12 protein-coding genes are annotated in these 13,166 nt (G+C 71.7%); 5 read left to right on the top strand and 7 right to left on the bottom strand.

The genetic code is table 11. The features are described from left to right. Positions 1 to 12 precede the first annotated feature (12 nt). Positions 13 to 186, top strand: coding sequence for a hypothetical protein (locus AC3EO4_RS47320; protein ID WP_379577408.1), 174 nt, complete (start codon positions 13 to 15; stop codon positions 184 to 186). 71 nt (positions 187 to 257) lie between these two features. Here AC3EO4_RS47320 and AC3EO4_RS47315 read toward each other — a convergent pair whose 3' ends face one another. Further along, the gene (locus AC3EO4_RS47315) at positions 258 to 1,805 is read right to left on the bottom strand and encodes an MFS transporter (RefSeq protein WP_431902599.1); all 1,548 of its coding nucleotides are present in this window, start codon (positions 1,803 to 1,805) and stop codon (positions 258 to 260) included. Positions 1,806 to 1,993: 188 nt separating this feature from the next. On the opposite strand from AC3EO4_RS47315, the gene AC3EO4_RS47310 reads away from it, so the two are divergent. Continuing rightward, complete coding sequence (locus AC3EO4_RS47310; protein ID WP_431902597.1) at positions 1,994 to 5,308, top strand: AfsR/SARP family transcriptional regulator; 3,315 nt, start codon at positions 1,994 to 1,996, stop codon at positions 5,306 to 5,308. 66 nt (positions 5,309 to 5,374) lie between these two features. Here the strand turns inward: AC3EO4_RS47310 and AC3EO4_RS47305 are convergent, their stop codons facing one another. From AC3EO4_RS47305 to AC3EO4_RS47295, 3 genes are read right to left on the bottom strand one after another with little or no spacing between them, the layout of a single operon-like run. After that, positions 5,375 to 5,557, bottom strand: a complete 183-nt coding sequence (locus AC3EO4_RS47305) for a hypothetical protein (RefSeq protein WP_431902596.1) — start codon at positions 5,555 to 5,557, stop codon at positions 5,375 to 5,377. Continuing rightward, positions 5,554 to 5,730, bottom strand: coding sequence for an alpha/beta fold hydrolase family protein (locus AC3EO4_RS47300; protein WP_431902594.1), 177 nt, complete (start codon positions 5,728 to 5,730; stop codon positions 5,554 to 5,556). The genes AC3EO4_RS47305 and AC3EO4_RS47300 overlap by 4 nt, the downstream gene beginning before the upstream one ends. Positions 5,731 to 5,759: 29 nt before the next feature. Beyond that, on the bottom strand, positions 5,760 to 6,431 hold the full coding sequence (locus AC3EO4_RS47295; RefSeq protein ID WP_379577403.1) for a TetR/AcrR family transcriptional regulator: 672 nt from the start codon (positions 6,429 to 6,431) through the stop codon (positions 5,760 to 5,762). A 211-nt stretch (positions 6,432 to 6,642) separates the two neighbouring features. Here AC3EO4_RS47295 and AC3EO4_RS47290 point away from each other — a divergent pair, with 211 nt between their 5' ends. Together AC3EO4_RS47290 and AC3EO4_RS47285 are read left to right on the top strand one after the other, a co-directional pair. Then, a complete protein-coding gene (locus tag AC3EO4_RS47290; protein ID WP_431902592.1) occupies positions 6,643 to 8,082 on the top strand; it encodes an MDR family MFS transporter in 1,440 nt (479 codons plus the stop codon). Between the two features lie 32 nt (positions 8,083 to 8,114). Next, a complete protein-coding gene (locus tag AC3EO4_RS47285) occupies positions 8,115 to 8,726 on the top strand; it encodes an NADPH-dependent FMN reductase (RefSeq protein ID WP_431902591.1) in 612 nt (203 codons plus the stop codon). Positions 8,727 to 8,824: 98 nt separating this feature from the next. Here AC3EO4_RS47285 and AC3EO4_RS47280 read toward each other — a convergent pair whose 3' ends face one another. The 3 genes from AC3EO4_RS47280 to AC3EO4_RS47270 form a co-directional block, all read right to left on the bottom strand. Beyond that, positions 8,825 to 9,673 (bottom strand): NAD(P)H-binding protein, encoded by an 849-nt coding sequence (locus tag AC3EO4_RS47280; RefSeq protein ID WP_431902589.1) that lies wholly within the window; start codon positions 9,671 to 9,673, stop codon positions 8,825 to 8,827. 12 nt (positions 9,674 to 9,685) lie between these two features. After that, complete coding sequence (locus tag AC3EO4_RS47275; protein ID WP_431902588.1) at positions 9,686 to 11,101, bottom strand: MFS transporter; 1,416 nt, start codon at positions 11,099 to 11,101, stop codon at positions 9,686 to 9,688. Positions 11,102 to 11,506: 405 nt separating this feature from the next. After that, the gene (locus tag AC3EO4_RS47270; protein ID WP_431902586.1) at positions 11,507 to 12,184 is read right to left on the bottom strand and encodes a M23 family metallopeptidase; all 678 of its coding nucleotides are present in this window, start codon (positions 12,182 to 12,184) and stop codon (positions 11,507 to 11,509) included. Between the two features lie 329 nt (positions 12,185 to 12,513). On the opposite strand from AC3EO4_RS47270, the gene AC3EO4_RS47265 reads away from it, so the two are divergent. Then, complete coding sequence (locus AC3EO4_RS47265; RefSeq protein WP_379577393.1) at positions 12,514 to 13,077, top strand: hemerythrin domain-containing protein; 564 nt, start codon at positions 12,514 to 12,516, stop codon at positions 13,075 to 13,077. The last annotated feature ends 89 nt before the right edge of the window (positions 13,078 to 13,166 follow it).

The raw sequence follows: 13,166 nt of genomic DNA, 5'->3' as shown, positions 1-13,166 counted from the left end.
AGGAGTACCGAGATGCCAGTGACCTTTGATTCCGTGGCCGATCTGGCCGAGGCGCTACGCCGTGCGGAGGCCGCGCACGGTCGATACGAGAAGGAGATCGGGCACTACGACACGGACTGGCCGGACTGGTACGCGCAGTACATGATGCACGAGCAGGCCGGGGACGCGGGTACGGCGAGCGGGTGAACGCCGGCTCCTCTGCCTGCCGGCACCAGCGCGCTCCCGCCCGACCGGTCCCCGAGATCCACAACGGCGGCCTACCCGGCCTCATCCGCCCCGCCTGACGGCACGTGCCGCAGCAGCACCATCGCGGCGACGGCCAGCACCGCCACGATGGCGCTCGCGATGGCGCCGGCGAGATTCAGCCCGCTGGTGAACGCCTCCCGAGCCTGCTCCACAACCTGCGCGGCCTCCGGGCCGGGCAGGTCCCCGGCCACGGCGACGGCGCCGGCGAGCGTGTCACGCGCGCCGTCCGCGACCGACGCCGGGAGGCCTTCCGGCAGGGCGGCGCCGATCCCGCTTCGGTACGCGGCGGTGACGACGCTGCCCAGGGCGGCGATGCCCAGCGCGATGCCGAACTCCATGCCCGTCTCCGACATCGCCGCGGCCGAACCGGCCTTGTCCGGCGGCGCCGAGCCGACGACCAGGTCCGTACCGAGCACCATCATCGGGCTGATGCCCGTGTAGATGAGCACGAATCCGGTCACCAGCAACGGCAGCCCGCCGACGCTGTCGACCTGAGCGATGAGGGCGTATCCCAGCGCCGACAGGAACAGCGCGCCGCCGAGGACGTACCCGGGGCGTACCCGCCGGGTGATCGCGGGCGTCAGCGAGGAGGCCACGATCAGCGCCGCGGCGGCGGGCAGCAGCCACACGCCCGCCTCGACCGGCGACAGGCCCCCCACCAGTTGGAGGTACTGCGTGATGAACAGGTACAGCCCGCCCATCAGGCCGAGGCCGAGCAGCAGCACCAGCAGCGCGGCGCTGAACGCCCGGTTCCCGAACAGCCGCAGGTCCAGCAGCGGATCGGCCAGCCTGCGCTGGCGCAGCACGAACGCCACACCCAGGACCACACCGGCCAGGATCGTCCCGTACGCCAGGGCGTCCACCCCGTGCTCGGCCAGACGCTTGATCCCGTAGATCACCGGCAGCACCGTGAGCAGGGACAGCGCCACGCTGACCAGGTCGATCCGGCTCGCCCGCGCGTCCTTGTGCTCAGGCAGCAGCAGCGGCGCCGTCACCAGGAGCACCAGCATCACCGGTACGGCGAGCAGGAACACCGAACCCCACCAGAACCACTGCAACAGTGCGCCGCCGAGGACAGGGCCCACGGCGGTGCCGACGGAGAAGCACGTCACCCACACGCCGATGGCGACCCCGCGCTGCCGTGGGTCCCTGAACATGTTGCTGATCAGGGCAAGCGTCGAGGGCATCAGCGTGGCGCCTGTGACACCCAGCAGCGCGCGGGCCGCGATCAGCATCTCCGGGCCGGTGGACAGCGCGGCAAGGACCGAGGCGAGGCCGAAGCCGAACGCCCCGATCATCAGCAGCCTGCGGCGGCCGATCCGGTCGCCCAGGGTGCCCATCGTCACCAGGAATCCGGCGATCATGAAGCCGTAGATGTCGACCGTCCACAGCAGCTGGGTGCTGCTGGGGTCGAGGTCCGCGCTGAGGTGGGGGACCGCCAGGTTCAGCACGGTCGCGTCCAAGGCCAGCAGGATCGTCGGGAGCGTGAGCACGAAGAGCCCGAGCCACTCCCGAGGCCCTGCTCTGAGGCCTGCGGGGCCCTGAACTTCTGTCGTCATGGAAATCCTCCGTGGGTCGTCGATCGCCTGCGGCCGCCGCCGACGGCATCCCTGGGCAGACGGGCGCGCGTCTGCGCAGCCCGGCGGCGGTGAGCACGCCCCACCTTGCGACCGGGCACTCACGAGTTGCTCACATCCCGCTCAAGGCCCACTCTCGGCGCGTAAGGAGCTGCGTTACCGTGGCTCCCATGCGATTCGGGGTACTGGGGCCGCTGGCCGTATGGAGGGCGGACGGCAGCCCGGTCGCCGTGCCAGGGCTCAGGACCCGCGCCCTGCTTGCCGCCCTGCTGTCGCACGAGGGGCGCCCCGTGTCCGCGGACCGGCTCGTCGAGGAGTTGTGGGGCGAGGGGGAGCTCCCGGGCAATCCCTCCGCCGCCCTGCAGACCAGGGTCTGGCAGTTGCGGAAGGTGTTCGAGGACGCCGAAGCGGGCGGCCGAGACCTGCTGGCGCTGCGCGATGGCGGCTACCTGCTGCATACGGAACCCGACGGCGTCGACATGGGCAGGTTCGGCGCGCTGACGGCACGCGCGCGGGTCGCCGACGACCCCGGCACCCGTGCGGCCCTGCTGTCCGACGCCCTCGCGCTGTGGCGGGGCGCGGCGTTCTCCGGCTTCGAGGACGCCGCGTTCGCGCGTCCGGTCGCCACCCGCCTCGAAGAGGCCCGTCTCGCCGCCCTCGAAGCGCACGCCGAGGCCCGGATCGACCTGGGCGAACACCTCGGCGTGGCGCAGGACCTGCACGAACTCGTCGTGCGGCACCCGCTGCGGGAGCGGCTGCGCGCCCTCCAGATGCGCGCGCTCTACGCCGGGGGCCGGGCGAGCGAGGCACTGGCCGGCTACCAGGAGCTGCGAGCCCGGCTCGCCGACGAACTGGGCCTGGACCCAGGGCCCGCACTCGCCGCCCTGCATCAGGCCATGCTGGAGCAGGATCCGGCGCTGAGCGCCGGGCCCACCGCCACGGATCCGCCGCGCCGTCCCGCCACGAACCTGCCCGCTCCGCTGACCCGGCTGGTCGGCCGCCAGGGCGCGGTCGCCGAGGTGAAGTCCCTGTTCGCCATCACACGGCATCTGACGCTGACCGGCTCGGGCGGCGTCGGCAAGACCAGGCTCGCGCTGGAGGCGGCGGCCCAGCTCGCCGGCGACTTCCCCGACGGTACGTGGCTGGTCGAACTGGCCGCGCTGGGCCGTACCGGCGGCGCCGACGCGGCGGACCCGGTGGCGGAGGCCGTCATGGCCGCGCTCGGCGTCATGGAAGGGAGCGGGCCCTCGTTCCCCGGCACCGGCGGGCCGTCCTCGCCCGCCGAGAGACTCGCCGGGGCCCTCGGCGACAAGCGGCTGCTGCTGCTCCTCGACAACTGCGAGCACATCGTCGGCGCGGTCGCGGAACTGGCCGCGCTGCTGCTCAGGCGCGTCCCCGGCCTGTACATCCTGGCCACCGGCCAGGAGCCGTTGGGCATCCTGGGCGAAGTGGTCTGGGCCGTTCCCCCGCTGGAGGTGCCCGACCTCACCCGAGAGACGGAACTCGACGCCGTTGCCCGCTCCAGCGCCGTCGAACTGTTCGTGGCCCGGGCCGGCGCCGCGGCACCCGGCTTCACACTCGAGGCCGGCAACGCCTGGGACGTGTCGGAGATCTGCCGACGGCTCGACGGGATCCCCCTGGCGCTCGAACTGGCCGCCACCCGGGTACGGGCTCTCGGCGTGCGAGGGCTGCTCGCCCGCCTCGACGACCGTTTCCGGCTCCTGGCCACCGGATACCGGGGCGCGCCGCCCCGCCAGCAGACGCTGAGGGCGATGATCGACTGGAGCTGGGACCTGCTGACCGGTCCCGAGCGCACCGTGCTGCGCCGGCTCGCCGTCCACGCCGAAGGCTGCACGCTGGAGGCGGCGGAGGTCGTCTGCGCCGGGGGAGGGGTACGCTCCGAGGACGTCCTCGACCTGCTCGCCCGCCTCGTGGACCGTTCGCTGGTCGTCATGGCCGACAGCGGCGACGAACCCCGCTACCGGCTTCTCGAATCGGTCGCCGACTACGGCCTGGCCCGCCTGCGCGAGGCGGGCGAGACCGACGTCGTACGCCGCCGCCACCGCCGGTACTACACGGACTTCGCCGAGCGCGCCGGACCGCGGCTGCACGGCCCCGACCAGCGGCGCCGGCTGCGCCTGCTGGACGCGGAGGCCGCCAATGTCCGCAGGGCGCTCGACCACGCCGTCCAGCACGGTGCCGCCGAGGACGCGCTCAGGCTGGTCAACGCCCTGGTCTGGTACTGGTTTCTGCGCGGCAGGCTCCGGGAGGCAGGCCGGTCGCTGGAGGCGGCGCTCGCCGCGGCCGCCCAGAACCCGGACGCCGTGTCGTCCTTGCAGGCCCAGGCCAGGGCCTGGCGGGCGGGGTTCGCCGTGCTCGTCGGGGACGGCGCCGAGCGGACGCAGGACGGCAGGCCCGCGGCGGAGCTCGCCCGGGACGTCGCGGACCGGCGCGAGCGGGCCAGAGCCCAGTGGTTCCTCGGCTTCGCCCTGTTCGGGGTCGGCGACCAGGCCGCAAGCGAAGAACTCATCGACCGGGCGCTGGAAGGCTTCCAGGCTCTCGGCGACACCTGGGGGACCGCCGCGGCGCTGAGCGTCCGGGCCAACCAGGCGCATGTGCGCGGCGACCTCGCGCGGCTCGCGCACGACGGGCGGCGCAGTGCTGCGCTCTTCGCCGAACTCGCCGACGGCTGGGGGCGGTTGCAGACCGTCGAACCGCTCGCCTCACTGGCCGAGATGGCGGGCGACTACGAGCGCGCGGCCCAGCTCCACCGCGAAGGGCTGCTCTTGGCCGAGGACCTGGGGCTGTGGCCGGCGGCCGCGGATCGGCTGACCAGCCTGGGCAGCACCGCCATGCTCATCGGGGACCACACGAGGGCGCGGGAGTTCCACCAGAGGGCGCTGCGCCTCGCCGCCGAGCACAGCTTCAGGCAGGGAGAGATCCACGCCGAAATCGGCCTCGGGCTCGGAGCGCGCCGCGAAGGACGGCTCGACACCGCCGAGGCCCACCTGCGCCACGTGCTGGGCCGGCAGTACAGGATGGCCTTCGAACCCGGCCGCGCGCTCGTCCTGGCCGAACTCGGCTTCGTCGCCGAGCTGCGCGGCGACGCGGACCAGGCCCTGTGCCTGCACCTGGACGGCTGGACCGCGGCCCACAGGACGGGAGACGCCCGGGCCATGGCGCTGGCCCTTGAAGGGCTGGCAGGAGCCCACGCCCTCGCGGGGCGCCACGCGTACGCGGCCGTGCTGCTCGGAGCGGCGCACGCGGCCAGGGACTCCGTGGGCATGCCGCTTCCCCCTGCCGAACGGGGCGACGTCGACCGGATCGCAGGGGCGGTTCGGGCACACCTGGAGGAGGACGCCTATCAGGCCGCGTACCTGCGCGGCACCACGCTGACTCCTGAAGCGGCACGTGCCGCGGACTCCCAGGCTGAAACGCCCCCAGGCGTGCCCTCACCGCCCGCGGACCGCTCGGTGGCCTGCTGACAGGGGACGCCCTGGGTTCGCGCAGGCTCAGGGATCCCCTGCAGCACGATCGAGGAGGCGAGCCGATCAGCGCGGGACGTCCTCGTCCCCCCACAGCAGCAGCGTGGGCGCACCGATCCGGGCGATCGCCTGGTGGACGGGACGCCGGTCGGCGAACAGGGCCGACAGGACCGAGGCGAAGGCCGTCACGGCCGCACCGAGCCTGCGGGGCTGGGCGGCGCGCAGTTCGTCGGCCAGCAGCGCGGTCATGTCCGGCGGTCGGGCACGACGACCGGCCCCAGGGCGCTCAGCGGCCCGATGACGTCGAGCACCATCGACGCGCTGCCCGCCATCGGGTGGACCAGCAGGTGGGTGGGGCCGCCCCGGCCGGCACCGGCGCTCAGGTAGTGGACGGCCGTGCCGCAGACGTCGGGCCTCTCCACCGCTCGCGCAGAAGGTGGACCGGCTCTGCTCAGCCGGCGGGGCGGGGGTCCCAGCGCTCGGTGAAGAGCCGCTCGCTGGGCGGGTGCCCTGGCAGCGGTTCGGTGTGGACGGCGCGCAGGCCGTCAAGGGCGATGGCGACGATGCGCGTGCGGGCCTGGACGGCGGCCTCGATGAGGTCCTTGCGGCCCTGCTTGCGGAGCTGTTCCAGGACGGGTGAGGTGCCGTGCTGTTCGATCAGGAGGGAGACGTCGACGGGGGTGACGTCCGGCCGCAGCACACCGGCCTCGTGGGCGCGGGCGACGAGGGCGGCCAGGAGCGCGTCGGACCGCTCGGACTTGGCCCGCATCTGCGCGGATATCTCGATCGTGCCGGCGATCGGCGCGAGTGAGCCCTGGCCGAACTCGATGCATTCGGTGATGAAGCCGGTCAACCCCTCCCACGGGTCGTCCGCGGCCAGCCCCTGCGCGGCGGCGTTGTTCCAGTTGTCGAGGGAGAGCTCCGACAGGCGCTGGAAGAGCTCCTCCTTGGTGCGGTAGCGGCGGTAGAGGCTGCCGATGCCGACTCCCGCGCGGGCGGCGATCGCGGCCACCGACGCGTGGACTCCGTCAGCGGCGAGCACCTCGCGGGCGGCCTGGAGAAGTGCGCGGTCGTTGCGTTCGGCCTCGGCCTGGCGTGGGGCGCGGCGCCGGTGTTCAGGCATGACATCGATCATATCCGCTTGCGGAGCGAGACGCTCCGTTATACGGTGCCGATTCTATCGGAGCGAAAGGCTCCGTTTATTGAGGAGCGGTGATCGTGCGCGCAGCGGTGATGGACAGGTTCGGTGGGCCGGAGGCGTCCCACGGTGACGGCCAGGTGCGGGTGGCGGTGGGGCACGCCGGTGCGACGATCGGCGAAACCCGGCTCATCCCATGAGCGCGCGAAGGGTGCGCAACGCGACGCAGTCGGCGGCGCCCGCGCCGAGCATCGCGCCGCTGATCACGACAGTGCTGGTGGGGGCGATCGCGGCGCTGCTCGACACCACGATCGTCGCGGTGGCGCTGAACGAGTTGCGCCGTGACCTTGACGCGGGGGTCACCGTGATCCAGTGGGTCACGACGGCGTACGTGCTGGCGATGGCCGCGGTGATCCCGTTGGTCGGCTGGACCGTGGGCCGGTTCGGCGCACGCGCCATGTGGTTGACCGTGCTCGGGCTGTTCCTGGTCGGATCGGTGCTGTCCGGTATGGCGTGGTCGATCGACTCGCTCATCGCCTTCCGGGTGCTGCAGGGACTGGGCGGTGGCATGATCCTGCCGTTGACCCAGCTCACCCTGGTCAGGGCCGCAGGGCCGGAGCGCCTCGGGCGGGTGTTGGGGGTCAGCGGGCTGATCGGTCAACTGGCCCCGATCTCCGGGCCGCTGCTCGGAGGGCTGCTGATCGACGGCTGGGGCTGGCGGTGGATCTTCTTCGTCAACGTGCCCATCGTGCTCGTCTCGCTCCTCATGACCGTGCGGTGGTTCCCGCGCGACAGGCAACGTTCCGACGAGGCCCTCGACCTCGTCGGGCTCGCCCTGCTGCCGACCGCGGTGGTCGCGCTGCTCTACGCCCTGTCCACCGTCGACACCGGACCGGATGCCGCGGTACGCGTCGAGACGCTCGCGGGTGGGATCGCCGCCGTACTGCTGCTGACGGCCTTCGTCGTCCGGTCGGTGCGCCGTGGCGGGGTAGGCCTGATCGACCTGCGGCTGTTCGCCGACGCCTCCTTTCGCGCCGGCGTGGTGATGATGTTCGTCCTCGGCGTCACGACCTGGGGGCCGATGTTCTTGCTGCCGCTGTACTACCAGCAGGTCCGCGGGCTGTCGGCGTTCGACGCGGGACTCGTGCTCGCGCCACAGAGCGTCGGTGTCGGCCTGGCGTACCTGCTGGTCGGCCAGAGGGCCGACCGCCTGCCGCCCCGTCCGCTCGCGCTCGCCGGAATGGCCGTCGCCACCGCCGGCACCATCCCGTTCGCCTTCGCCACGGCCGGCACCGACACGCTCCTGCTGGGCGCGGCGCTTCTCGTGCGAGGAATCGGGTTCGGCGTCGCCGGCCTGACCATCGCCGTGGCGATCTACCGGACGCTCACGCCTGCGGCCGTCCCGGGCGCCGCCAGCGCCGGCAACGTCATCCAGCGCATCGGCGCAGGCACCGGCACTGCCCTGATGGCCCTCATCCTCCAGGCCGGCGGTTACACACCAGCCCTGACCTGGATGCTCATCCTCACCGCCGTCGGCCTGGCCGCCACCGTGCTTCTGCCCGGCCGCGCACGACCTACCTCGGCGCCGACCACGCAACAGACCACGCCGCCGACGGAGGGCACCGCCCAGCCCTGAGCGAGCGGCCGCCACAGAAGGAGAACAGACCTGTGATCAACGTAGGGATCATCATCGGAAGCACCCGCCCTGGACGCAACGGGGAGGCCGTGGCCCGCTGGGTTCACGAGCTGGCGGCACAGCGAGGCGACGCCCGGTTCGAGCTGGTAGATCTGAAGGACTTCGACCTGCCGCACCTGGACGAGGTGATGCCGGCCGCGATGGGCCGGTACGAGCACCCACACACCAAGGCCTGGGCCGACATGATCGCGTCTTTCGACGCGTACGTCTTCGTCACGCCCGAGTACAACCGCTCGACCTCCGGGGTGTTGAAGAACGCCATCGACTTCCTGTACGCCGAATGGAACAACAAGGCGGCCGGGTTCGTCGGCTACGGTGTCGACGGCGGTACCCGAGCCGTCGAGCACCTCCGCCTGGTCATGGGCGAGCTCCACGTCGCCGACGTACGAGCCCAGGTCGCCCTGTCGCTGTCCGCCGACTTCGAGCACTTCAGTCTGCTGCGGCCGGCCGCCCATCAAGAGGAAGCCGTCGCCACCATGCTGGACCAGGTCATCGCCTGGGGGACCGCGATGAAGGCGGTGCGAGCTGACCGCGGCCGCGCCGTTGGAGCGGACGTCTCGTGCGCTCTTCGGGCACAGGGATGAGCAGCGCCGCGCTGATGAGCGGGTTCGGAGCTGAGGGCCGACCGGCCCCTTCTCCTGCTGCGCTCGGTGTTCGTCACTCGGGCGCGTCCGGAGGGATGTCATCGGAACACGTGGGCGTTCTCGCTGACCCAGTCGTGCAGGGTCAGCGGCGGTTCGCCGGTGAGCCTCTCGACGGTGTCGAAGACGTGGTGGTCCCAGTCGGCTGACTGGCGCTTGAGCTCGAGAAGCGCGTCCAGGCGCGGGCCGCGCCAGCCGAGGCGGTCGAATTCGGCCTGTGCCTCGGCCCTGGTGCGTTCGACGAGCCGGATCGGCCGGCCGAGGACCTGGCCGATGATGTCGGCCTGGTCCTGGGGGGAGAGGGCACGGCCACCGGTGAGGGTGTAGGTCTGGCCGTGGTGGCCGGGGGTGGTCAGGACGTGGGCGGCGACGGCGGCGATGTCGCGGGGGTGGATCATGGCGGAGACCGGGTCGCCCTCGGTGACGTACATGGTCTGCTCGGCGGCGATGGCGGCGGCGTAGCCGTACAGATAGACCATGAAGGTGCCGGGGCGCAGGATCGTCCAGGCCGGGCAGAAATCCTTGACGACCTGCTCGCCCAGGCGGTGGCCGGTGCTGATCGGGTCGGTGGCGTCGAAGGTGACGCCGCTGGTGGACAGCTTGACCAGGTGGGTGACGCCGGCCGCGGCGGCGGCGGCTGCGAGGGCGCGTTCCTGGACAGGGCCCTCAGGGCCGTACCCGGGTGGCAGGACGAAGACCTTCTCGACGCCGTCGAGCGCGGCGGCCAGGGTGTCGGGCCGGTCGAAGTCCCCGGCGACGACCTCGACGCCGGAGGGGAAGGTGGCCTTGGCGGGCTCGCGGGTCATGGCGCGGACGGGGATGTCGCCGGCGGCGAGGAGGGCGACGAGTTCGGAGCCGACGTTGCCGGTGGCACCGGTGATGAGCATCATGGGCGGGGCCTTTCAGACGGAGAGCGTGGTGTTGAGGAACAGGGAGATGACCAGGCCGATCAGGGCCATCGGGATGACGGCGATGAAGACGGGCCGCAGGGCGTCGGCGTAGGCGGCCGCGTCGGCCGCGCCGTACGGGAGCCTGCTGGTCATGAGGGCGGCGAAGAACGACACTCCGAGTGCCGTGCCGCTCTGGCGGGCCAGGGTGGCGGTGCCCTGGGTGGCGCCGATGTCGGCGCGGCTGGAGGTGCCGCGGGCCGCCAGGCTGAGGGCCTGGGTGTTGAGGCCACCGGCGATACCGAACAGCAGCAGGTAGACGGCGGCCAGGAACGGGCTGGTGGCGGGACCGGCGGTGGCGAACAGGGCGGCGGCCACGGCGAAGACGGCCATGCCGGCGACGGGATACCAGCGGTAGGAGCCGGTGCGGGCGATCAGCTTGGTGGTGGTGTACGACGTGGCCACGACGCCGAGCATCATCGCGGTGAGCAGGTGGCCGGAGGCCTGGAGGCCGATCGTCAGGACGGTCTGCAGCCACAGCACCAGGTAGTTGACGATGCCGAGGCCGACGAACCCGGCGATGAAGCCGACCGCGACGACGACGGTGAAGGTGCGGTCGCGAAACAGGCGCAGCGGGATGATCGGGTCGGCGGCGTGGCTCTGGGACAGCACGAACAGCGCCGACGACAGGGCGGTGGTCGCGGCCAGGCCGACGATGACGGGGGACGTCCAGGTGTGGGTGGTGCCCGCCCAGGTGGTGAGCAGGTTCAGCGAGACGATCGCGGAGATGAGCAGGAGCACGCCGAGATAGTCGACGCGAGCCTTCGACCTGCTGTGGGCAGGCAGGTGGAGCCGGGTGGCGACGATGACGATGACGACGCAGCCGATGGGCAGGTTGACCAGGAAGATCCAGCGCCAGCCTGCCAGGTCGGTGAGCAGGCCGCCGAGAGTGGGGCCGGCCAGCGAGGCGGCGCCGAAGGTGAGGGAGAGCCAGCCGTAGTAGCGGGCGCCTTCGCGAGGGCCGAACATCTCGCCGATGATGGCGAGCACCGAGATGAACAGGCCGCCGCTGCCGACGCCCTGGATGAGGCGGAAGGCTATGAGCTGGGACATGGTCGAGGCCAGACCGCAGGCGGCCGAGCCGGCCAGGAAGACCAGGATCGAGATCAGGAAGATGCGCTTGCGGCCGAACAGGTCGCCGAGTTTGCCGTAGACGGGCGCGGTGGCGCTGCCGGCGATGAGGTAGCCGGTGGTGATCCAGGCGAAGGCGTCGAGTCCGCCGAGGTCGCCGATGACGCGCGGCAGGGCGGTGGCGACGACCTGGGAGTCGAGGAGGGACAGGAAGACGGCGGCCATCAGGGTGGCGACGACGGTGGTGGCCGGCTCGGCCGGTGCGGTCCCGACGGCGGGCGCCGCAGAGCGAGAAGACATGGAAGGGGAGTCCTTGCGATCGGAGAGCCGCGCCGATGAGGCACGGGCTCTCGAGAAACGAACCGTTGAAGAACGCCACCGCGTGGGCGACGGAGAATGGATGCGGCCAGGCGTGCGCCTGACGTGAACCGGCCTTACTCGGCCCTCTCAACCCTGATCAACCACATTGATCACGGTTCTTCGGATGGTCGTTTGTTCTCGAGGCTCCAGGGGATCGCAGATATTGACAGCTGGTGGTGATCAGCCAGCTGGACGCGAGCGACAGTAACAGCCGCGCGACCACGGTGCAACCGCGGTGGCGTCAACGGCCGGGCGCGTCCGTCGCTCTCATTCGCCCCGGATGGCCGGCCGGCTGTTCGGCACAGCCGGCATGCGAACCACGTCGAGCGTCGGCACGCCGGCGGGTCACAGTGGTTCGACGACCTCCGACTCGTTGGGGATGCCCCGCTCGACCACGTCGGGCGTCACACCAGGGCGGCGCCACGCCCGGTACTCCTGGAATGCCATGGGCAGACCCCGCGCGGTGAAGGGATCGGCCGAATCCATGATCTGGATGTGCAGGTGCGGCTGCGTGGAGTTGCCCGAGTTGCCGCAGTCGGCCAGCTCCTGGCCGGCCACGACCGACTCGCCCTCGCCCACCCGCACCGAACCGGCGCGCAGGTGCGCGAGCACGACATACCCGCCACGATGGTCCAGCTCGAGAAGCACATGGTTTCCCGCGATGGCGCCGGCGCCCCCGCGAGCCCTGGCCGCCTGGGTCAGGGCGTAGGGCAGCAGGGCGAGCTGCGACCGTCGCGCCACGTGGTCCACCTCGCCGTCGTGGACCGACACGACCCTCCCATCCGCGGGGGCGAGGATGGGCTGACCGAAGGCGAAGAACCGCTCCACCGGCTCCGTGTACAGCAGCGACCGCCAGTCCCGCTTGGTGGCCGTGCGCCTGCCTTGTACAGCGATGAAGTCCATGGCGTACGTCGTGGCGAACAGGTGAGTACCGTGGCTGGGCACGCGCCGCGCGGGACTGTTGCGCGCGAGCCACGTGCCGCGAAACGGCAGCCTCAGCACGACATGGTCAGGTGTGGACATCGCGAGCCCTCCGTGTCGTCAACTCGCAGCCGGTCACGAACTCTATCGGCGCGGCCACCGCGCACTCGACCCCGATGTCCGCGCATTCCCATGCGTGGCCCTGCGCGGGGCCTGAGCCGGCGCACCAGGCGCCTGGCCGGACGGGGCGAGCGGAAACACCCGCTCTCGTGCGACACGCCCGGTTTCGACCGCGCGACCGACGCCGCAGGTTTCGGCCGGTGTCAGCGGGAACGTGAACGCCACGAGGAAAGGGCGCCATGCCCAGCACGACGACGTCGCCCGCCACGGCGTGATCCCGCCGTCACAGAGGCCGGCAGGAAGGTAGCGACATGGACGCGCAGGAAGATGTGATCTCGGTACTGGTCACCGACCACCGCGAGGTCGAGCAGATGTTCACCGAGCTGGAACGGATGATCGGTGACATCGGCGAGAAAGCCAAGACACTGACCGATCAGGTGACCATCGAGCTGGTCCGGCACTCGATCGCCGAGGAGGCCTACCTGTACCCGGCGGTGCGCGAGCACGTGCCGGGCGGCGACCGGCTGGCAGATGAGGAGCTCGCCGAGCACGCCGAGGCCGAGCAGACGATGAAGCGTCTGGAGGGGCTGGAGCCGGGGGACAACGCGTTCTGGCCCACCGTCCGTCTGCTGATGGAGCAGATCCGCCACCATGTCCGCGAAGAGGAGGCCGATCTGTTCCCGCGGTTGCGGGCGGCCTGCACCGAGGAGCAGCTGAAAGAGCTGGGCGGCAAGATCGAGCGTGCCAAGAAGGTCGCGCCGACCCGGCCGCATCCTTCCGCGCCCGATACCCCGCCCGCCAACAAGCTGCTGGCGCCGGGAGTGGGTCTGGTCGACCGGATCCGCGACGCACTCTCCGGCCGAGGTCGCTCCTGACCTCGCCCGACAGTCGCTCGGAAAGAGCCGCCAAGGGACATTCCTCCGGCACCGTGGATGGGGCAGGCCAGGCGAAGGGAGCTCTCTCC

The sequence above is a fragment of the Nonomuraea sp. bgisy101 genome (assembly GCF_057708945.1).
The sequence above is the reverse complement of the archived record's forward strand: the minus strand, read 5'-3'. Positions and strand labels throughout refer to the sequence as shown.